The sequence below is a fragment of the Pseudomonas sp. GW821-FHT09H03 genome, from assembly GCF_059415945.1.
In genome coordinates this window covers 304,973-325,424 of the sequence record NZ_JBWKOF010000002.1, presented here as the reverse complement: position 1 = coordinate 325,424, position 20,452 = coordinate 304,973, and the positions used below count along the sequence as shown (strand labels likewise).

The 20,452-nt window shown below is 56.5% G+C and carries 22 protein-coding genes and 1 tRNA gene; 11 read left to right on the top strand and 12 right to left on the bottom strand.

Going from position 1 to position 20,452, the window contains the following annotated elements; all coding sequences use genetic code 11:
* Window positions 1-64: 64 nt before the first annotated feature.
* The 9 genes from AC07OG_RS04140 to rffA all read left to right on the top strand — a co-directional run bounded on the left by AC07OG_RS04140 (window position 65) and on the right by rffA (window position 7,126).
* Window positions 65-277: a hypothetical protein gene (locus AC07OG_RS04140; RefSeq protein WP_060544032.1), complete on the top strand. Its 213-nt coding sequence runs from the start codon at window positions 65-67 to the stop codon at window positions 275-277.
* A 314-nt stretch (window positions 278-591) separates the two neighbouring features.
* Window positions 592-813, top strand: coding sequence for a tautomerase family protein (locus AC07OG_RS04135; RefSeq protein ID WP_218424172.1), 222 nt, complete (start codon window positions 592-594; stop codon window positions 811-813).
* Between the two features lie 60 nt (window positions 814-873).
* Window positions 874-1,584, top strand: a complete 711-nt coding sequence (locus tag AC07OG_RS04130; RefSeq protein ID WP_060544034.1) for an SDR family NAD(P)-dependent oxidoreductase — start codon at window positions 874-876, stop codon at window positions 1,582-1,584.
* 117 nt (window positions 1,585-1,701) lie between these two features.
* Window positions 1,702-3,156: a hypothetical protein gene (locus AC07OG_RS04125; RefSeq protein ID WP_495066291.1), complete on the top strand. Its 1,455-nt coding sequence runs from the start codon at window positions 1,702-1,704 to the stop codon at window positions 3,154-3,156.
* Window positions 3,153-3,839 (top strand): WbqC family protein, encoded by a 687-nt coding sequence (locus tag AC07OG_RS04120; RefSeq protein WP_495066290.1) that lies wholly within the window; start codon window positions 3,153-3,155, stop codon window positions 3,837-3,839. Before AC07OG_RS04125 ends, AC07OG_RS04120 begins: the two co-directional genes overlap by 4 nt.
* Window positions 3,836-4,759: a glycosyltransferase family 2 protein gene (locus AC07OG_RS04115; protein ID WP_495066289.1), complete on the top strand. Its 924-nt coding sequence runs from the start codon at window positions 3,836-3,838 to the stop codon at window positions 4,757-4,759. The genes AC07OG_RS04120 and AC07OG_RS04115 overlap by 4 nt, the downstream gene beginning before the upstream one ends.
* 50 nt (window positions 4,760-4,809) lie before the next feature.
* Window positions 4,810-5,220, top strand: coding sequence for a GtrA family protein (locus AC07OG_RS04110; protein WP_495066288.1), 411 nt, complete (start codon window positions 4,810-4,812; stop codon window positions 5,218-5,220).
* Window positions 5,217-5,966, top strand: a complete 750-nt coding sequence (locus AC07OG_RS04105) for a class I SAM-dependent methyltransferase (RefSeq protein ID WP_495066287.1) — start codon at window positions 5,217-5,219, stop codon at window positions 5,964-5,966. The genes AC07OG_RS04110 and AC07OG_RS04105 overlap by 4 nt, the downstream gene beginning before the upstream one ends.
* A gap of 20 nt (window positions 5,967-5,986) precedes the next feature.
* Window positions 5,987-7,126 (top strand): dTDP-4-amino-4,6-dideoxygalactose transaminase, encoded by a 1,140-nt coding sequence (gene rffA, locus AC07OG_RS04100; RefSeq protein WP_495066286.1) that lies wholly within the window; start codon window positions 5,987-5,989, stop codon window positions 7,124-7,126.
* A 353-nt stretch (window positions 7,127-7,479) separates the two neighbouring features.
* Here rffA and AC07OG_RS04095 read toward each other — a convergent pair whose 3' ends face one another.
* The 9 genes from AC07OG_RS04095 to AC07OG_RS04055 form a co-directional block, all read right to left on the bottom strand.
* Window positions 7,480-8,058 (bottom strand): PglD-related sugar-binding protein, encoded by a 579-nt coding sequence (locus AC07OG_RS04095; protein WP_495066285.1) that lies wholly within the window; start codon window positions 8,056-8,058, stop codon window positions 7,480-7,482.
* 780 nt (window positions 8,059-8,838) lie between these two features.
* Window positions 8,839-9,936 (bottom strand): DMT family transporter, encoded by a 1,098-nt coding sequence (locus tag AC07OG_RS04090; RefSeq protein ID WP_495066284.1) that lies wholly within the window; start codon window positions 9,934-9,936, stop codon window positions 8,839-8,841.
* Window positions 9,937-10,304: 368 nt separating this feature from the next.
* Window positions 10,305-10,380: transfer RNA gene (locus AC07OG_RS04085), tRNA-Thr, on the bottom strand.
* Window positions 10,381-10,458: 78 nt separating this feature from the next.
* Window positions 10,459-11,283, bottom strand: a complete 825-nt coding sequence (locus AC07OG_RS04080) for an FkbM family methyltransferase (RefSeq protein ID WP_495066283.1) — start codon at window positions 11,281-11,283, stop codon at window positions 10,459-10,461.
* A gap of 345 nt (window positions 11,284-11,628) precedes the next feature.
* The gene (locus AC07OG_RS04075) at window positions 11,629-12,858 is read right to left on the bottom strand and encodes a methyltransferase (protein ID WP_495066282.1); all 1,230 of its coding nucleotides are present in this window, start codon (window positions 12,856-12,858) and stop codon (window positions 11,629-11,631) included.
* Window positions 12,839-13,528 carry an ABC transporter permease gene (locus AC07OG_RS04070; RefSeq protein ID WP_060544037.1) on the bottom strand — a complete coding sequence of 230 codons (690 nt, stop codon included), beginning with the start codon at window positions 13,526-13,528 and terminating at the stop codon, window positions 12,839-12,841. Before AC07OG_RS04070 ends, AC07OG_RS04075 begins: the two co-directional genes overlap by 20 nt.
* Window positions 13,525-14,220, bottom strand: a complete 696-nt coding sequence (locus AC07OG_RS04065; RefSeq protein ID WP_060544038.1) for an ABC transporter permease — start codon at window positions 14,218-14,220, stop codon at window positions 13,525-13,527. The genes AC07OG_RS04070 and AC07OG_RS04065 overlap by 4 nt, the downstream gene beginning before the upstream one ends.
* A gap of 78 nt (window positions 14,221-14,298) precedes the next feature.
* Entirely contained in the window at window positions 14,299-15,048 is a 750-nt protein-coding gene (locus AC07OG_RS04060; protein ID WP_060544039.1) for an ABC transporter substrate-binding protein, read from the bottom strand.
* A 13-nt stretch (window positions 15,049-15,061) separates the two neighbouring features.
* Window positions 15,062-15,835 carry an ABC transporter ATP-binding protein gene (locus AC07OG_RS04055; protein WP_218424203.1) on the bottom strand — a complete coding sequence of 258 codons (774 nt, stop codon included), beginning with the start codon at window positions 15,833-15,835 and terminating at the stop codon, window positions 15,062-15,064.
* 562 nt (window positions 15,836-16,397) lie between these two features.
* Here AC07OG_RS04055 and gabP point away from each other — a divergent pair.
* Entirely contained in the window at window positions 16,398-17,789 is a 1,392-nt protein-coding gene (gene gabP / locus AC07OG_RS04050) for a GABA permease (protein WP_060544041.1), read from the top strand.
* A 68-nt stretch (window positions 17,790-17,857) separates the two neighbouring features.
* Here gabP and AC07OG_RS04045 read toward each other — a convergent pair whose 3' ends face one another.
* The 3 genes from AC07OG_RS04045 to AC07OG_RS04035 are packed head-to-tail and all read right to left on the bottom strand — an operon-like array spanning window position 17,858 to window position 19,740.
* Window positions 17,858-18,310: a hypothetical protein gene (locus AC07OG_RS04045; protein ID WP_060544042.1), complete on the bottom strand. Its 453-nt coding sequence runs from the start codon at window positions 18,308-18,310 to the stop codon at window positions 17,858-17,860.
* Window positions 18,311-18,316: 6 nt separating this feature from the next.
* A complete protein-coding gene (locus AC07OG_RS04040) occupies window positions 18,317-18,733 on the bottom strand; it encodes a hypothetical protein (RefSeq protein ID WP_495066281.1) in 417 nt (138 codons plus the stop codon).
* 32 nt (window positions 18,734-18,765) lie between these two features.
* Window positions 18,766-19,740 carry an alpha/beta hydrolase family protein gene (locus AC07OG_RS04035; RefSeq protein ID WP_060544044.1) on the bottom strand — a complete coding sequence of 325 codons (975 nt, stop codon included), beginning with the start codon at window positions 19,738-19,740 and terminating at the stop codon, window positions 18,766-18,768.
* Between the two features lie 221 nt (window positions 19,741-19,961).
* On the opposite strand from AC07OG_RS04035, the gene AC07OG_RS04030 reads away from it, so the two are divergent.
* The gene (locus AC07OG_RS04030; RefSeq protein ID WP_060544045.1) at window positions 19,962-20,411 is read left to right on the top strand and encodes a hypothetical protein; all 450 of its coding nucleotides are present in this window, start codon (window positions 19,962-19,964) and stop codon (window positions 20,409-20,411) included.
* Window positions 20,412-20,452 lie beyond the last annotated feature (41 nt).

Sequence of the window (20,452 nt, the reverse complement as noted above, 5' to 3'; positions counted from 1 at the left end):
CTTCGATGTTCTGTCATAAACCTTGGATAAGTTAGCCGCTCAAAAACCGGGAGAGAGCGCTGGTATGAACGCCGAAGTGAATGTAGCAAGCGAGCGGGCAATGCATCCCCTGGCGGTAAACAGCGAATCGCTCCAGAGTCTGGCGCACTGGTTCAAGTCCAACGAAACGTGTCAGATCGGTGAGACTGATCCGCGCCGGACAATGATCGAGCGCTACCCTGCTGGATTGTTCAGCGAGGCGGAACTGGAAGCGTTGTGGGATGTAATGGAAGGATAGGAACAACGACAACGGATTGATCAGGAAAAAGCGCTGCCGCGATGGTGGCGCTTTTTTTTTTGAGAAAAAATCAAAAATCGCAGCCTGCGATCTTTTGATCTTTAGCGCACTACCACCTGACGCCAACCCCCGCAGTTTGGAGACTGAAGCAGGTGTAAACCTATGCCAGGACCACAACGCGAGTCTTATATAACTCATTACATCGCGTAACTAATGATGTTCCGGCCCCCACCTTTATCCCCCTCTGCTAACTCCATACATTGAGTTCCAACACCTCCCATCATCCCGACGGGAAGGTCACTGGAGATGTCCTCATGCCTTTCGTAAGCGTACGCATTACCCGCGATGGCGTTACCACTGAGCAGAAGGCTCAGGTGATCGCCGAAATCACCGAAACCCTGGAGCGCGTGCTCAATAAACGCCCTGAACTGACCCACATCGTGATTGAGGAAGTCGACACCGATAACTGGGGTTACGCCGGGATCACCACCACCCAGTACCGCAAGCAGTTGGCTGAGAGTGAGGGGCCGTCATGACAGCCGTGTGTCGGTGAATTGGTCGCTTTTTAATCATTATTGTCGTCAGAGGTATTCATCATGAGCCATTCGAAAAAAGTCATCGTTATCACCGGCGCATCCCAAGGTCTCGGCGACGGCATGGTCAAGGCCTTCCGTGAACTCGGTTACCGGATCGTCGCCACGTCGCGCTCGATCAAGCCATCCAGCGATCCGGACATTCTCACTGTCGCCGGCGACATCGGCGAACCGGCCACTGCCCAGCGGGTCATCCGCGAAGCCATTGCCCGTTTCGGTCGTATCGATACGCTGGTCAACAACGCCGGGATCTTCATCGCAAAACCGTTCACGGCTTATACCCCTGAAGACTATGCCAACGTGTTGTCGGTGAACCTCAATGGCTTCTTCTACATCACCCAGCTCGCCATCGCCGAGATGGAAAAACAAGGCAGCGGCCACGTCGTCAACATCACCACCAGCCTGGTGGATCACGCCATCGACGGAGTGCCATCGGTACTGGCGTCGCTGACCAAAGGCGGCCTGAACGCGGCGACCAGATCCCTGGCTATCGAATACGCCAAACGCGGGATTCGGGTGAACGCAGTGAGCCCCGGCATCATCAAGACGCCGATGCACGGCGCAGAAACCCATGAAGCACTGGGCAATCTGCACCCGGTCGGGCACATGGGCGAGATCGACGATATTGCGCAGGCGGTCGTGTACCTGGATGGCGCCAAGTTTGTTACTGGCGAAATCCTGCACGTGGATGGCGGGCAGAGTGCGGGTCACTGAGACCTGATTTTTTGGGACGACAGAAACAACAAAGCCCTCGTATTGCTACGAGGGCTTTGTTTTGTATGGTGCAGCACCAGGAATCGAACCCGGGAGCGTTATGACTGGAAAAACACAATGAATCAATTCGCCGTTCTCTACGAGGAGCGATCTAGACTATCATTGCGCTGCCGTCCGACCGTAATCCCCTATATACGGACCATTCTCCCGATCGCTGCCCGATTTACCTCGTTTGGCAGCAACTGCCGCGTTGGGCCTCCCGCACTGGCACCAATTATCCCAAGCGTATTGCGAATACTAGAAAAGATGATCTTTATAAAAAATAATAAGCTTTTCTCCTGCTTGTACTTGCTGGCAGTCGTCATAACCATCGGCGTCGTGTACTCACTGGGCTTCCAGGAAGCGGCAAGCCAGATAGAACTCGCGCCCGAGCGCCTGAGAAACTTCACGTTCCCCATCTGGGAGCAACACGCTTTTTCGCAGCACGGTTTCCTCGTCTTCTATTCGATGGAGGACTACGCAAAAAAGATCGCGTATTCCAACCACTCCACGGCTTATCTGTTCTACATGTACGCCCTCTATAAAGTGGAAATGTATGTGTCGGCATTACCGATGAGAGTGACAGGGGCTTTCCTGAACATCATTTCGCTGGCAGGCGTTACGTTCTTTTTTCTGTCCCGTCTGGTGGAAAAGCGCCTGTCATTCGGTCAGGGACTGCTGATTCTGTTATCGGTCGTATTCATGGTGTCGATGCCGGGATTCTGGATTTCCTCGGCCAGATTCAACGTCGACAATACGTTCCCATTGATATTCGCGTTCCAGGCGCTGGCTGCGTTCTTGATCTGGAAAAATCGGGAGCGGTCCGCAGCGGTCATGACAGTGATCGTGCTTTTTGCCGTGTTTTCTCCGATCGCGGCGGCGTTGCTGGGCGTCGCCTTGCTGGTTTGGGCATGCCACAGCGACGGTCTCGACAGGCGGATGTGTGGTCTGGCATTGGTGGCCCTCGTTGCGGCCGTTGCCTTCTATCTGCCGTCCCCACTGATATCGAAGGCACTGGGTTTCACCTCGTCCAACAGCAGCTGGCTGTTTCGCGCTGGCCTGGATGGCGACACCACGTATTTCACCAATGTCCTGAAGTCGGTACTTGTTCCGCAGTTCCCGCGGCCATTTGGGACAATTGCCGTGCCGATCCTGTTCCTGGTAGCCCAGTTGGCCTATTTCCGCATGATCAAACGGCGTGAACCTGCCGGCGTTGCGGCACTGGCGGAGACCTCCCCGTTGGCCGGCATCAGCATGTTCTACTACCTGCTTTTTTCGCAATACGTGATGACCGGCCTGCTGTGGCCGCAGGCCGTTGCCATTCATCCGTACCTGTATGACTACTTGCTGATGGCACCGGTTTTCGTCGCGATTGTTCTGACTTTCGCGTTCAAACCTTCACCGGCTGCGTTGCGTTTCTGGGCACTGGCGCTGCTGTTCTGCATTTCCTTCCATTTCCAGCAGGTCGCGCAGGCAAAATGCCAGGGGTGTTACTTCCCGGGCGCCTGGGACGCGAGCGTCAAGCAGCCATGAAGACCGTCGCGATTCTCCAGTCGAACTACATACCCTGGAAGGGCTATTTCGACATGATCGCTGCGGTCGATGAGTTCATCCTCTACGACGACATGCAGTTCACCAAGAATGACTGGCGCAACCGCAACCAGATTAAGACGCCACAAGGTGTGCAATGGCTGACAGTGCCCGTGGGACAGGATATTCGTCGGCGCATCCGCGACGTACCGCTGGTCGATGGTTGGCAGGTGAAGCATTGGAAAACCCTCGAAAGCAACTACCGACGCGCAGCACATTTCAATGCAATCGCTAGTTGGCTTCGACCCCTGTACCTGGAAATGTCCTACAGCCATCTCACCCAATTGAACAGCGACCTCATCAAGGCTATCTGCGTTTACCTGGGCATCAAGACAAAGATATCGTGCTCCTGGGATTATCAACTGGGTGATGGCAAGACCGAGCGTCTGGTCGATTTGTGTCGGCAGACCGGTGCCAGTGACTATCTTTCCGGGCCATCAGCCAAGGATTATTTACAACCTGAACAATTCCAGGCGCAAGGCATTGATCTGCACTGGTTCGACTACAGTGACTACCGCGAATACCCACAACTGTGGGGCCCATTCGTTCACGGGGTCAGCATTCTTGACTTGCTCTTTAACTGCGGTCCTGGATCTCAAACTTATATGAAGCATGTCAGACTATGAGACTGTCCATCGTCGCCACCCTGTATCAATCCGCAAACCACCTCCAAGAGTTTTACTCACGCTGCAGCAGTGTTGCGCAGGCCTATGTGGGAGATGACTATGAAATTGTCCTGGTCAACGACGGCTCGCCTGATGACAGCTTGGGACGAGCCATTCGCCTGACAGAAACTGATACTCATGTCGTATTGGTCGACCTATCCAGGAACTTCGGTCACCACAAGGCGATGATGACCGGACTTGCCCATGCCAAGGGCGAAGAGGTATTCCTGCTCGACAGCGACCTAGAGGAGCCGCCGGAGTGTCTAGTGACGTTCGCCGAACAAATGCGTAGTGAAGACTGTGACGTGGTCTATGGAGTTCAGGAGCAACGTAAGGGAAGCTGGTTCGAGCGTTTGAGTGGTGGGCTCTTCTGGACGTTGATTAACCGGTTGTCCGGGTTGTCACTCCCCGCCAACATTGTCACCGCTCGCTTGATGAGTCGGCGCTATGTCGATGCGCTATTACGCCATGAAGAACGAGAGGTCTTTATGGCCGGGTTGTTTCACATCACCGGCTTCGTACAAAAGGCTGCCTTGATTCAAAAGCTCAGCACCAGCCAATCGACCTACACCTTGAGGCGCAAGTTGTCGCTGGTGGTGAACTCCGTCACGTCGTTCAGCGTCCTCCCGCTGGTCGCAATTTTCTATATTGGTCTAATCATTTTCTCGTTTGCCTGCTGCTATTCCGCCTATTTGTTGATCAACTGGATGTTCTTCTCTTACACCCTGGCAGGCTTTACCTCCGTGATGGTTTCGATCTGGTTGCTTGGCGGCCTGATTCTTTCTTGCATGGGCATCATCGGCATCTATCTTTCCAAAGTATTCTCCGAAAGCAAGCGCCGGCCTTACACCATCGTCAGGAACATCTATGGCCGCTCATGAAAAAAAACGCTCATGCTAACGGCGCAACGATTGCTGGGCTAAGGAACAAAATGAATAGCCTGACAGCTCGGCTGAAAAGTCGGATACCTGTGGCGCAGTTGATCAAATATGCGCTGGTCGGTTTTTTCAGTAATGCCTGCGGTTATGCCCTTTACCTGTTACTGACAGAGCTAGGGAGCACCCCAAAGCTAACCATGACTGCACTCTATATTGCAGGTGCGCTCATCAGTTTCGTCGGAAACCGCCGCCTGACCTTTTCCTATAAGGGAGGGGCGCTGAGCTCAGGAATACGGTTCGTCCTGGCTCATGCGATTGGTTATGGCATCAACTTCTGTCTGCTCGCCGTGTTCGTAGATCACTATGGTTATTCACACCAGTGGGTACAGGCCGCGGCCATCTTTGTAGTCGCTAGCTATCTGTTCGTCGCCCTTAAATTCTTCGTTTTCAAGGCATCTCAATGACACCTAACCGTTCGCCATTTCCGTCATCGTCCTATGGCCAACTTGCGCAGGCGGAATCAGGTCACTGGTGGTTCAGGGTGCGTAACAGGGTAGTGCTCTGGGCCTTGACCAAAAAGGTGAAGCCCTTCAATAGTCTGCTAGAGATCGGGTGTGGCACTGGATATGTGCTCGAAGGTATCAGCCGTACTTGGCCGAAGATTGAGTTGTACGGCTCCGAATACTTTGAAGAAGGACTGGAGCACGCCCGTAAACGGGTTCCTGCTGCGCAACTGAGACAGCTGGACGCAACCCTGTTGGACGAAGTTGATCGATATGATGTAGTTGGCGCATTCGACGTCATTGAACATATAGAACAGGACGAGACGGTACTGCGTAATCTTGCCAGAGCTATCCGCCCTGGCGGATCGCTGGTGCTGACCGTTCCACAACATCGCTGGCTTTGGTCGCAAGTCGACGAGTATGCCTGTCATGTACGTCGTTATAGCCGAGCCGAACTGGTAGCCAAAGTTCAGCAAGCCGGCCTGCAAGTGAGCTATGCCAGCTCGTTTGTTAGCCTGCTGGTACCCTTGATGTGGTTATCACGAAAACGCACGAGTAAACAGCATGACCCCATGACCGAATTCAATATCCCACGCTGGCTAAACTACACGCTTCAAACGGTGATGCAATTCGAACTCCTGCTGCTGAAGATGGGTGTACGCTTCCCCATCGGCGGCTCTTTGTTGCTGATTGCCACCAAGCCCTAATCGCCCGACGGAATACTGCAATGACCAGCGAAAAAATTCAGTTTAATCGTCCTCACATGACCGGCAAGGAACTGTATTACATTGCCGAGGCCAAGTTCGGCAACATGCTGGCGGGCGACGGGCCTTTCACCAAGCGCTGTCACCAGTGGCTCGAAAACGCCAGTGGTTGTAACAAGGCCTTGCTGACTCATTCTTGCACCGCAGCGCTGGAGATGGCTGCTTTGCTGCTGGAAATTCAGCCCGGCGATGAAATCATCATGCCGTCCTATACGTTTGTCTCTACCGCTAACGCTTTCGTGCTGCGTGGCGGTGTACCGGTGTTTGTGGATATTCGCGAAGACACGCTTAACCTCGACGAGCGCTTGATCGAGGCCGCCATCACCTCGCGCACCCGAGCTATTGTTCCCGTGCACTATGCGGGCGTGGCCTGCGAGATGGACAGCATTCTGACGATTGCAAAACGACACAACCTGCACGTCGTCGAAGATGCCGCGCAAGGCATCATGGCGAGCTACAAGGGTCGCCCACTGGGAAGTCTGGGCAGCCTTGGTGCATTGAGCTTCCATGAAACAAAGAACGTCATATCCGGCGAAGGGGGCGCGCTACTGGTCAACGATCCGGCGCTGGTAAGACGTGCTGAAATCATTCGCGAAAAAGGTACGGACCGCAGCAGCTTCTTCCGCGGTGAAGTAGACAAGTACACCTGGCAAGAAGTTGGCTCGTCATTTCTGCCTGGGGAGTTGATCGCGGCATTCCTGTGGGCGCAACTGGAGGAAGCAACAGGTATCACCGAGCAGCGGCAGGTCTGCTGGCAACACTACCATGATGCCCTGGCTTCTCTGGAGAAAAAGGGTTTGCTTAGACGGCCGATCATACCCGCCTACTGCAGCCACAACGCTCACATGTATTACATACTTCTGGACTCGCAGATTGATCGCCAGGTGGTACTCGATGCACTGAAAAGTGCGGGCATTCACTCAGTGTTTCACTACGTGCCACTGCATTCGTCGCCAGCCGGCCGGCGCTATGGCAGGGTTCATGGCTCAATGGCCGTGACCGACCGGCAATCGGAACGGCTTATCCGATTGCCACTGTGGGTCGGGTTGACGCCGGAACAGCAAGATCGCGTTATCGCTGTGCTAGTTGCAGCACTTGGCTAACCCTTAAGTAACCCGCTCACTACGCGCACCTGCGCTGTAGGGGCGGGTGCCCTACTTGATACCAAAACCAACGCAGCAGTAACCACGGTCATTATGCCGCTGGGCATCTCGAAACTCATTGGGTTCCCATTCACAGCGGGTAATCAGACTTGGACTGTTTCTTTCTTTGAGAAACGGCAATAACTTGCCGTTGAGCAGGTCCCCGTCGTAGCCGAACTCCGAACTGGCACCCCCACCCAAGTGACCGGCACCATTCCGAACTTGGTCACCCTTTTTAGCCTCCATGAGGCATGGTATTGGAGGGTAAAGCTGTCCGGAGGTGCTTTTTGTATTTAATTTAGTGCGCCAGACATTTAGCTACTCGTCGTCTTCAGGACGAATACCGACCCAGCCTTAATGAAGGAGCCACTCGGCACAGTTGTATGGTCGACCACCACGGCACCAGCTCCGATGAAGGTATCTACTCCGATACGGGAATGCCCGCAGAGGATGGCGTTCGGAGAAATAAATGTGTTTCCGTCTACAACGGAGTCATGATTGATCACAGCCCCGGGCCATACGACAGCCAGGTCCCCTACATGCGTCCTGATGTCGAGAACAGCGCGTGCCATTATCATTGCGCCATCGCCAATGGTTGTACTATCGCTCACATAAGCTTGAGGGTGAATGAGAGGCGGCAGGCTGTAGCCGTGAGCCAACAACTCATGGTATTTGCGCTGTCTCGCTTCAAGGTGCTTGTAACCGATGGCAAGGGCAAAGTCATACTCTTCAGGCCGGCATTTTTGGATAACGTCTGCCAGCGTTCCAATAATATCCGCTCCGGCATGCCAGTCATCGACGAACCCACCGAAATCCGCACCGCTGTGCCGTACCAACTCACGCACAACCGCCCCAAACTCTGTCGACCCATAAATCAGAATTTTCTTTTTCATTGATTGCTGCTACGCCCTCAGGCTCGATTGCAAACTAGGATGCCCCTGGTTACTCATGTCCGTGCATAAACTAGCGGGTACGCAGAAAGCCTTGCTCCACCGCCTTCCAGAACTCAGCAGTTCCGCCATAGTTTTACATTGTTTTGGCGGTGACCAAAACATCAATGAGGTTCATGTCGGCTCTCACCCGTATTCGTCAGTTTTTAGCGGTGATAGCTCGCGCTCGCTCCCGTGTTTTAAGCGCGAAGGTGATCCATCATTTCATCGCGACCAAGATCAACGGGAATATAATGGGGTGTCATTCCTCAAAACGACACCCCACCAATGCGGAGACTGTGGCATTTAGGTTTGCTGATCAGCTCCTTTCTCAGTCGATCTTTTCGCCGATCTGGCTGCTTCTGTTCCCCCCCCAAAAAAACACTGGAGTACAAGTTCCCCCGCTCAAGCCCCTGGAAACATTGGCTATTCCCACTGTTCCCCCGTTTTTTGAAATCAGTCACACATGGCATGACAAACAGTCTCGACAGATTGGGGTAGTTAATTTGTGTCTATGGCGAGGGGCTGCAAACGATCAAAAATCGACATTTATCTTGAGTGTTGGATTGCCATCGCAGCCATAAAACAAATGTCTAACGGTGCCACTGGAAATACAAAAGCCCAGCACTATTCTGGGCTTCGGTTCGAGTGGGATTTTCCGACGCTTCTTTTTGAATCCCAGGGCGTCGTAATTGATCTGTTGCGCTTCTGTTTTTCGCCCCGGCTCGCACGCCACCTATACACTCAATGGTTATGCCTGTGGTGCGCGTCGGGGAAGTGCGAATGGCTGTGGATCATGGGCTCGTGTCGATGCCAATGTTGGTGCTTCGTACCAGGCGCGACGGGTTCATCGTGCGCATGTTGGTGGTGTTCGTCGTGTACATGCTCGTGCTCATGCTCCATGGCCTCATGCTGATGCTGATGCTGATGCTGATGCTGATGCTGATGCTGATGCTGATGCTGATGCTCATGTTCATGGCGTTCTGTGAGGTGTAACCAAATGCCCAATGCCATTAGCGATCCGGCGACTAGCAGCGGTAGCGTGATGGGATCGCCCATCGCCACCGCAAGCAATGTCCCTAAGAACGGTGCCACAGAGAAGTAAGCGCCCGTACGGGCGGTGCCCAGGTGACGCAAGCCTATGACGAACAGCGCCAGGCTCACGCCATAGGCAAGAAAGCCTAACATCAGGGCTCCCACAAGGTTAGGCAGTGGCGGTAACGTCGCCCCCACAACAAAAGCAAGGACCAGGTTGACTGAACCCGCGACCAAGCCTTTGACTGACGCAATCCAAGTTGCGTCGGTCAGCGACACCTTGCGAGTCAGGTTGTTATCAATTCCCCGGGCAAAGCATGCGCCCAAGACTGCGAGTGCTGGCCATAGCCCGGCAAAATGCGTTTCACTGGGCCAGCTCAGAACCAACGCGCCGGCAACGATGGCGACCATGCCCAAGGCAATATGTCGGTCAAAGTTCTCCTTGAAGGCAAACCACGCGAGCAAGGCAGTAAATACACCTTCGGCGTTAAGTAGCAGTGATGCGCCCGATGCGGGCATTCCTGTTAACCCCACCATCAGCAATACCGGCCCAGCAACACCGCCCGCTGCAATTGCGCCTGCGAACCAGAGCGCTTCATGGCGTGGCAGACTCACGCTGGGCGCGCGGCTCAGCAAGCGATATAGCGTGAGTCCAAGACCTGACCCCAGGTAAAGCAAGCCCGCCAGCAACCAAGGACTTACACTGTCCAGCAGTAATTTCGCCAGCGGCGTGCCTGCACCAAACAGCACGGCGGCACCAAGCGCGGCCAATACGCCGGATTGTCTCAGGCCTTCCTTCCAGTTCATTTGTCCAACTCCCCGCTCAATTGTGTCCAAGCTCAATTAGGAAAGAGATTGGGAGGCTGTGTGGATTGATTCTCGTCGTTGAGACAGGGAAGCAGCAAGATTTTCCACGCTATGTGGGTTGAGGGCGGGGCAGGGACAAATTCGAATGTCTGCTTCTGGCTTGGTTACCGCCAATCTTAGTGGATCGAAAATTCCCGTAGCGACTCAATAAAGAGCTGCGCTGTGCGACTCCCCAATATTTTTGAGACGACTCAATAACTTAGGAAGATGCGATCACGAAACGGGGAACGAACGGGGAAAATTGAAGAAGGCTAGAGCCAGAAACGAAAAAGGCCCACCGTAAGGTGAGCCTAAGTCGTTGTTCTATATGGTGCCGGCACCAGGAATCGAACCCGGGACCTACTGATTACAAGTCAGTTGCTCTACCATCTGAGCTATACCGGCGTGTCAGGGCGACGATTATAGCGATTGCATAGCTTCTGTAAACCCCTGAATTCAGACTATTTTTGTCCAAGCCTCAGGTCAGGCGCGCAGCAGGGTTTTCTTGAGTTTCTGAATGGCTTGCCAGGTTCGACTTTTTTGCATCGCGCGCAGCTGTGCTTCGGCCTGTTCGGCGCGTTGCAGGGCGGTGGCGAGTTGGTGTTCGGCGTCGCCGACGGGGTGGCTGAACTTGTGGCCTTTGCAGAACTGGAATTCGTCCAGGTTGCACGGCGGGATGTCGAAGGCAGGCTTGAGGTTCAAGTGTTCTTCGGCGAGGTAGTAGGTATTGATGCCGTCGAACAGGATGGAGTGATAGCCGGCGTCGGTGACGAGGTTTTCCCAAGTTTGATTGCGTTCCCACGGGGTCTCGATGAGGATGACCCATGGTCGCCATTGGCTGAAGTCCATGCCACGCAGGACGGTTTCCTCATGGCCTTCGACATCGATTTTCAGGAAGTGGATGGCGCGGCCCCGGGCGTGTTCTTCGCAAATGGAGGTCAGGGTGCGGGAGGTGACCGTTTGGCTGCGCACGTCCATGCCGGCGTCTTTGTGCAATTTGGCCATGGCCGGCTCGAGGGTCGACAGGCCGGTTCCGGCAATGGTGTAGAAGGTCAGGTTGTCCGCGCTTTCCCCGGCCACGCATTGCAGGTTGGTGTCTTTGGGGCGTTGCAGGCACAGGGCGTCGTAGTAGTTGGGCATCGGTTCGACGTTGATGCCTGTCCAGCCATTGTCGTAGAAGGCCCTGGTGACTGAGTCATGGCTGGGGTCGTTTGCCCCGACATCGATATAGAAGCCGTTTTCGACGTTTTTGAGGGCGCGCCACAGGCGTATGTCTTCGAAATTCTGTGCGTAAGAAATGAACGTCACTGTCGCGTCCTGTCGAATTGGTTTTCTTGTTCGTGGCCGCACTGTCGGCGTCCTTGGGTGTGTGTATAACAAGAGTCGCGAAGTGGCGCAATTTCCCCTTCTTGGGGTCCGGGATTCGGCGCTTATGTCCTTTGCATAGAATGCTTATGCACATCCGGCCTGACGCCGCTCCCGTTCATTTCCGATTTTTGTGAATTCGTTCTCGTTTGTTCGCAAATACCTGTTTTTTGGGTTTTTTTGGTGCGTGAACAAAAAATGAACAGTAACGAATCCGCCAACAAACAGCCGTATTTATTGGATCCGCGATTATTTAATCAACAGAGTTATCCACAGGCTGGGCGCGTTTTAAGGGCGTTCAGCCAGGAGCAGGAAGTTGCGCGGTGTAAGCGGGGTTTCGCAGAAGGTGCCCAGACGAACGGTAAAGCCCTGCTCGCTAAGGAACAATGCGCGATCGAGCACCAGCCAAAGCTCCAGCGGGCGTCGGAAAAGCCCGCGCAGCAGTTCCAGATTGCGCACTTCGGCCAGCCGCCGCCAACCGGCGGTCTCGAGTTCAGCCCAGTTCTGCGGACCTGTTGTGGATAAGTCTTTGAGTGCGGCCAAATGATGGCAGTAATCGGCGAAGGACCTGTCCAGCCAGGCACTGGGCAGGGAGGGGGTTTGCAGGTACTCATCCACGCCGCGCAGTTGGCGTTGCAGCAAATCGAAACCCAGACGCCGGGCCATGGAGGTATCGCGCTGGCGTCGGACCCGAGCGCCGGCGGTGACCGTTTCGCTCATGGGTAGCGCCAGGTCATCGAGCGACAATTGCAGGCCGGAACCCTTGGCGGTGTAAGAGATCGCTGAATATTTGGGCTGGCTGATACGGTTATAGCAGCAAGGCGCAATGGCCAGTTGTTTGCAGCCTGCCGCGCTGGCCAGCTGGATCAGCCGCACATGCAGGTCGCCGCAGGCGTGCAGGGCGACGGGAGTGTAGGCCGCGCTCAATAACGCCGTTGTATCTGCTGCGAGCACATCCTGTTCGATATGCAGCGCCCTAAGCTGATGTCGTTGGCTGAGCGCCTGACCGCTGGTCACCAGGGCGGGGTCGTATTCCAGGCAGGTCAGTTGTTGCCCTGGTTGCAGCAGGCGTCGACCCAGGTGACCCTTGCCGGAGCACCAGTCCAGCCAATGCGCGGGTGGAGTATCGAATGCCAGCCGACTGGCGAAGGCTTCGATCTGTTGCCACTTGCGCCCGGGTACATCGACATTCAGCCGATGGCCCGCTGCTGGAAGCTCATGTGGCGGTAATTGATCTACTGCACTCAGCGTCCGCGACATCGCCGCCAGGGTCGCAAAGGGCTCCGGCGCGTGGAGCATACAAGGTTGGTTATGACTGGCCTCTGCGTCTTCCAGCGTCCGCTTGCGAAGCCAAACGGATAGCTCGGGGTAGGAGGTTTCCCAGGGAAGCTGCAGGTGGGTGAACGGTCGCGGCTTCCACAACGCCTGATGCTCTGTGAGAAAAGCATCCAGCGCGGTGAAACGGGCGAGCAAGTCCTCGCCCGTCAACACCCGGCAATCAACGTCCTTGGCAGGCATCGACGCGCAACCAGCGCTCCAGCAGCTTGAAGCCGCGAACCAGCACGTAAGCCATCACCAGGTAGAACATGCCCGCGGCGAAGAAGATCTCCACCGGCAGGTAGGTCCGGGCAATGATGGTGCGGGCCATGCCAGTCAATTCCAGCAGGGTCACGGTGCTGGCCAGGGCACTGGCCTTGAGCATCAGGATCACTTCGTTGCTGTACGCGGGCAAGCCGATCCGCGCAGCGCGGGGCAGGATGATGTAGATCAACGCCTTGGTTCTGGACATGCCCAGTGCCCGTGCTGCTTCGATCTCGCCCGGTGGAATCGCCTGAATGGCGCCACGCAGGATTTCGGCGATGTAGGCGGCGGTGTGCAGAGTCATGGTCGCCGTGGCACACCAGAACGGATCGCGCAGGTACGGCCACATTGAACTGTTACGGACCGCGTCGAACTGCGCCAGGCCGTAGTAGACCAGGAACAGTTGAACCAGCAACGGCGTGCCACGGAAAAAGAAGATATAGCCGTAGGGAAATGCCCGCACCCACCACAGGCGCGACGAGCGGGCGATGCCCAGCGGAATCGCCAGCAGCAAACCGGCGATCACGGCGATGGCGACCAGTTCCAGGGTCAGGGTCGCGCCCTGGGCCAGTTTCGGCAGCCACTTGATGATGACTTCCCAGTTCATTGGGTGCTCCTCGCGAAGCCGCGAGCGGCGCGTTTTTCCAGGAAGTGCATGCCGGTCATGGCCAGGATCGTCAGACCCAGGTACATGAAGGCGGCCACCATGTAGAAGGTGAACGGCTGCTTGGACACGGTCACGCCGATTTGTGCGTGACGCATGATTTCTTCCAGGCCGATCACCGACACCAGTGCGGTGTCTTTCATCAGGATCATGAACAGGTTGCCCAGGCCCGGCAGGGCGATGCGCCACATTTGCGGCATGATCAGCTTGGTGAAGATCCGCCACTTCGACAGGCCCAAGGCCACGCCGGCCTCACGATGGCCCTTGGGAATGGCGAGGATAGCGCCGCGGAACACTTCCGTGGCGTAGGCGCCGAAGCACAGGCCCAGCGCAATCACGCCGGCGGCGAAGGCGTTGAGTTCCAGGTCGGGGTTGCCGAAGAACTCACCCAGGGCCCGCATCAGGTTGACCGTACCGAAGTAGATCAACAGCACCCAGAGCAATTCCGGGATACCGCGAACCAGGGTCGAATAAGTACCGCCAAGCCATTGCAGCGGCTTGTACGGTGAAGTCTTGGCCAAGGCGCCGAGCAGACCGAGCACCAGCCCCAGGCACAAGGCCGAGAGTGCCAGTTTCACAGTCATCAGCGCGCCAGCGGCGAGCGCCGGGCCGAATCCGTAGAGGTCGATAATCATGGATTTCTTTTCAAATCGCGGCAGGCAATGCCGAGAACCGGCGACGCATTGGAGCGGCGCCGGTCAGGCAGGTCAGAATCAATAGATGCTGAACGGGAAGTACTTGTCGTTGATCTTCTTGTAGGTGCCGTCAGCGACGATTTCTTTCAGCGCATCGTTGAGCTTGTTGCGGATCGGGTCGCCTTTACGCACAGCGATACCGATCTTGTCGCTCTCTTCCACCGGGTCGCCCTTGAACTCGTAGGAACGGCCGGCTTCGCTTTTCAGCCACTCGTAGTTGACGTACTTGTCGGCAAGGATGCCGTCCAGACGACCGGAAGTCAGGTCGAGGTAGGCGTTTTCCTGGGTGTCGTACAGCTTGATGGTGATGTCGTCACCATAGGTGTCTTCCAGGAAGGTGCCGGCCAGCGTCGCGCGCTGGGCGCCGATCACTTTGCCTTTGAGCGCAGCCTTGTCGGTTTTGAAGTCGACGTTTTTCGGTGCGATGAACTGCAGCTTGTTGGAGTAGTACGGTTCGGTGAAGTCCACCGCTTGCTTGCGCTCGTCGGTGATCGACATCGAAGAGATCAGGAAGTCGAACTTCTTGGCGTTCAGGGCCGGGATGATGCCGTCCCAGTCGGAGGTCACCACGGTGCACTCGACTTTCATCTTGGCGCACAGGGCGTCGCCGATTTCCTTGTCGAAGCCGACAACGTTGCCGCTGGCATCTTTATTGTTGAACGGCGGGTAAGCCGCTTCGATACCCATCTTCAGGGTTTCAGCCATGGCGCCGGCACTGAAAGCCAGGGTGACGGCGGCTGCCAGGAAGACCTTTTTGTAGTTCTGCATGCGGGTAGCTCCGTTAGCGGTTGCTGGACATGAATTGTTTGCAGCGCGCCGAAAGCGGGTTTTCAAACACCTGCTGTGGCGATCCTTGCTCTTCTACCAGGCCTTGGTGGAGGAACACCACTTCGCTGGAGACCTGACGGGCGAAGCCCATTTCATGGGTGACCAGCAGCATGGTGCGACCTTCTTCGGCCAGGGCGCGGATGACATTAAGTACTTCCTGGACCATTTCCGGGTCAAGCGCGGAAGTCGGCTCATCGAACAGGATGACTTTCGGCTGCATGGCCAGGGTGCGGGCGATGGCCGCGCGTTGTTGCTGGCCGCCGGATAATTGCGCGGGATAGGCATGGCGCTTGTCGGCAATGCCGACCTTGGCCAGCAGGGCTTCGGCGACTTCGATGGCTTCGGCCTTGCTCTGGCCGAGCACGCGGCGCGGGGCCTCAATGATGTTGTCGAGCACGCTCATGTGCGGCCACAGATTAAAGTTTTGAAACACAAAACCGATTTCGCTGCGCATGCGGTTGATCTGCTTGCCGTCGGCGGCGACCAGCTCGCCGTTTTTTGCGGCCTTGAGCTTGAGCTCTTCGCCGGCCACCAGGATCTGGCCCTGATGAGGGTTTTCCAGCAGGTTGATGCAGCGCAGGAGCGTGGACTTGCCGGAGCCGGAGGAACCCAGGATCGAGATCACATCGCCGTCGCGAGCGGTCAGCGAGATGCCCTTGAGCACCTCCAGCGAACCGTAGCGTTTGTGCAAGTTGCGGATTTCAAGCGCGGGCGTGGCCTCAGCCATGTGCGTTCCTCATATATGTTGCGCTCCTGCTGTTGGCGGCCTTCCTGGCGAGGCGGCCAACCTAGCATAGCGTTTCAATGGCAGCCAACAGCGCTAAGTGCGGTAAGCGGGTGGCATGTGGCAGGTTGTCGCATCGGCACAGCAGACTGTCGCCCCATCAACAACCGAACAGCCGTTTGAACCTTGCCTCTTGATAAAAAGCGCGGCGGCTGTCGCAAAAAAAGGCGCGATGTTGCCAGCTTTGACGGGGTGTTGGAAGCGCTATCCGGCCAAACGTTGCAGATCTGCACTTTTATTGTGCTCAGACCCATTTCCGGATGTGTTTCCGGTGCGTTTTTTTGTCACCAGAAGTGAGTCGCAGGGTAACGCTTTGGCAAAGTGCCATTATTTTCAATGACTTGCGACGACTGTCCGGTCAGGTCGAGATCGCCGGATTAGAGGGAGTTGAAACATTTTGGCGCATTTATTGCGTGCAGAATCCAGAACGCCCCGTTGGCTTCTTTTTACGAGAAGGACGCAAATGGGTTGCAAGCATTCGCTTTTCCTTACAAAGGTAGTTTCAATGAGCAGTACCCAAAGCTCTAACGGCCTCGAACAGGGGCTCAAACCGCGTCATGTGACGATGCTGTCGATTGCCGGGGTTATCGGTGCCGGCCTGTTCGTCGGCTCGGGTCACGCCATCGCAGCCGCAGGCCCGGCGGTGCTGTTGGCTTACGCTGCGGCCGGCATGCTGGTGGTGTTGGTAATGCGCATGCTCGGTGAAATGGCTGTTGCATCGCCAGACACTGGCTCCTTCTCGACCTACGCCGACCGTGCGATCGGTCACTGGGCCGGTTTCACCATCGGCTGGTTGTACTGGTGGTTCTGGGTGCTGGTTATTCCGCTGGAGGCCAACGCCGCCGCCACCATCCTGCATGCCTGGTTCCCTGGCGTGGATATCTGGGCGTTCGCCCTGGTCATCACAATGCTGCTGACCGTCACCAACCTGTTCAGCGTGAAGAACTACGGCGAGTTCGAGTTCTGGTTTGCTCTGCTCAAGGTTGTAGCGATCATTGGCTTCATTGCTCTGGGTGTCATGGCGATCTTCGGCTTCATGCCGACCAGTCAGGTCAGCGGCGTGTCGCACCTGTTCGATACCCAAGGCTTCCTGCCAAACGGCATGGGCGCAGTGTTGGGTGCGATCCTGACCACGATGTTTTCGTTCATGGGTACCGAGATCGTGACCATCGCGGCCGCGGAATCGAAGGATCCGGGCAAGCAAATCTCCAAGGCCACCAATTCGGTGATCTGGCGGATCGGCTTGTTCTACCTCGTGTCGATCTTCATCGTCGTGGCCCTGGTGCCATGGAACGATCCGGTACTGGCCAGCGTCGGTTCCTACCAGACTGTGCTTGAGCGCATGGGCATCCCGAATGCCAAGATGATCGTCGACATCGTGGTACTGGTCGCCGTGACCAGCTGCCTGAACTCGGCGCTCTACACGTCTTCGCGCATGATGTTCTCCCTGGGCAAACGCGGTGATGCGCCGTCCATGTCCACGCGCACCAACAAGAGCGGTACGCCTTACTGGGCGGTGATGCTGTCCACTGGTGCTGCGTTCCTGGCCACATTCGCCAACTACGTGGCCCCGGCCGCAGTGTTCGAGTTCCTGCTGGCCAGCTCCGGCGCCATTGCCCTGCTGGTGTATCTGGTGATTGCGATCTCGCAACTGCGCATGCGCAAACAGCGTATGGCTCGCGGTGAGAAAATCGTCTTCAGCATGTGGCTGTTCCCGACCCTGACCTACGCGGTGATCGTGTTCATCGTCGCGGCCCTGACCATCATGCTGTTCCAGGACGCCCACCGCGTGGAAATCCTCGCGACCGGCCTGCTGAGTATTCTGGTGGTTGCCGCCGGTCTGCTGATATCGCGTCGTCGCAAGCTGCAAAAGCGTGGCGCGGTGGTGCTGAGCTGATTCGTATCGCGTAACGCAAAACGGCCGCTGTCAGTGATGACAAGCGGCCGTTTTTTTAGCAGTAACCCTTACTCGGCTTTTTCGTCCGGCGCATCCAGCGAATCGCGGTACACGTCCAGTGCATCACCGAAGTCCTTGATGAACTGCGGCTCGCTCAGCCAGGCCTGGGCGGCCTCGCGGTCCATGCCGTCGGCCCACATGCGGTAGTCGATCAGCATGTCTGCGGCCAAGTGGGTAGCAGCCATGCCTTCGTCGTCGGCGTTTTCCATGTCCAGCAATTCTGGATGGTCGACGATGATAAAGGCGAGGTTCGTCAGCAGCACCGAGAGCATTTCGCTACGGCTGACGGCTTCCGCGTCGCGCATTTTGCTGAACATTGCCAGGGTGTATTCCGGGATCGGCTCGTCGAGGTGGCCAAGGTCATCATCCAGCACGGCGGGTTTTCTGCCGTGGATGTTGATTTGCCTGGCTTTGGCTTTTGCGCGCTTGGCGCGTTTCTGTTGCTTGTTCAGGGAGGCCATGGGAACTCAGTTCGGTTTCTGTTGGGTTTGCGCAGCGATGGCATCGGAGGCCGCCACGTAGTCAGCCTGGAAGGCTGGTGATTCAATCCACGCCAGGGCGCCCGCCTCGTCGGTTTCGGTCGACCATTGGCGATATTCGATCAAGGCGGCCAGGATGAAGTCCATCGCGCCTTCTTCGCCTTCCTGCTCGTACACCAGCTCCAGCAGTGGGTCTTCGAGGAAGGCAGTGCACATGGCCTGCTGGCTGATCTTTTCGGCGTCGATCATCTTTTTGAACAATTCGGTCAAGTCCACCGATTCGAAGTCGATGCGATCGTCGTTCGGGTCCAGCTCGACCGGCGCGGCAGCCCGTTGGGTGCGGTTCTGCTTGGCCTTGGCTTTGGCGCGGGTGGCGCGTTTTTGCTGCTTGTTGGCGGAGGCCATGGGCGTTGTTCCGTAATTCATTGAAAGGGTTGTCAGCTGCGCGGCACTGTCCGCCCGGGTGTATCGGGGGACAGTTCGCCGTTTTGCAGCCAGGACAATGCAATGGGCCATAGTGTGGCTTGGTATGCGCTGCGAAAAAAGGCGAAATGCCCAACTTCTTGTTCGCCGATGTCTGGCGGTTCGATTCGAAGATGGGTTGTGCTCGCATTACTGAAGTAGCCGAGCAGGCGTTCGATGGCCGCAATGGTACCGTAGGGATCGTCGCTGAGGCTGATTGCCAGGGTCCTCGCGGTGACTGCGGCGAAGGGCAGGCGCCCACTGCTTGCGTGGATGACTCGGCCGCTGGGGCGTTTTTCGTACTTCGCAGTCGGCGTGCTCCAGTCTCGGACCACGCCAGCAGGCGTGTCTTCCAGCCAGCCCAGTCGTTTGCCGGGGAAATAACCGTAGATCAACGTCACCAGTGGCATCAGCACGTGCCATTTGCCGAACATCCGCCAGCGATGGGCCGGGGCGTAGTCGCGCCAGTAAGCGAATTGTGCACCGACGGTCAACAAACGCCGGATCAAATGCCCGGACGCACCCAACCCTGCTGCGCAGCCGCCAAAACTGTGGCCAACGACATCGACTGGCTGACCCGCAAACTCGCGCTGTGCGCGTTGCAGCATTGCCTCGAAATCCAGTGCTCCCCAATCACTCCATGATGCTTGGAGCCCTTTGAGCGATGCCGGGCGCGACTCGCCGATACCACGGTAGTCATAGGTGATGACATCGAAGCCGTTGGCGAACAGGTAATCGGCGAAGCGCGAGTAGTGGCGGCAGCGGACCGAGGTGGCGGCGTTGATGATGACAACCGCGCGAGCGGTGTCCTGGCTAGCGTGCCGCCAGGAAAAACCGCCGAGCATGAAGCCGTCTGGGGCGCGCTCAGTGAAGGCTTCGCCGCAGGTGCCAGTCGTCAGCGGCAGCTCTATTTGAGTAGGAGCCAGTGGTGGTGTTTCCTGCAAACTCATCGGTGCCTGTCCTTTGCGGATAGGTGACAACGATAGTCTTCGCGGTGCAGATGAACAATCCATTGGGGCTATCACGAGCCGATGGCAGGGGAGATCCGCGGGTGGCTCGCGTAGTACGTTCCGTAATCGGCCCAAGACTGAATCAATCTAAAACTCGTACCTTCGCGAGGAAATCAAAGCAGGGTAACGAGTGGGTTCCCCAGAGCCCGGGAGTCGCCATCATGAAGATTATCCATTCACTTCTATTGCCGATCGCCACGGTTGGCCTGTTCATGTTTCCAGCCATGTCGCCTGCCGCCACCCCCGCGGCAATCGACAGTTCGGGCGTACAGGTTCAGCGGCAGGAGCAAAACGGGATCGCTTATCTGTCCGGTGGTGTTGGAGAGGACGAATCAAAGGCCATCCAGCAGGCCACTGGCTATAACCTGCACATGACGTTCGCAGTCGGGGCAGATAACAAGTACATACCCGATGTGGACATCGTTATCCAAAAAGCCCAGGGACAAACCGTGCTGACGCTGAGTGACGCAGGTCCGCTGGTCTATGTTCAATTACCTGCCGGCAAGTACTCCGTTGTCGCGACGCGCAATGGTGAAGAGCGGCGTGAAACGGTGGATGTAGGCAGTGGTGCAGCGAGTAACCTGGTGTTCCACTGGAATAGTGATAGCTAGCGAGAAAGGCAAGGCGTAGAAGGGGCAGCCCAATCAGCACT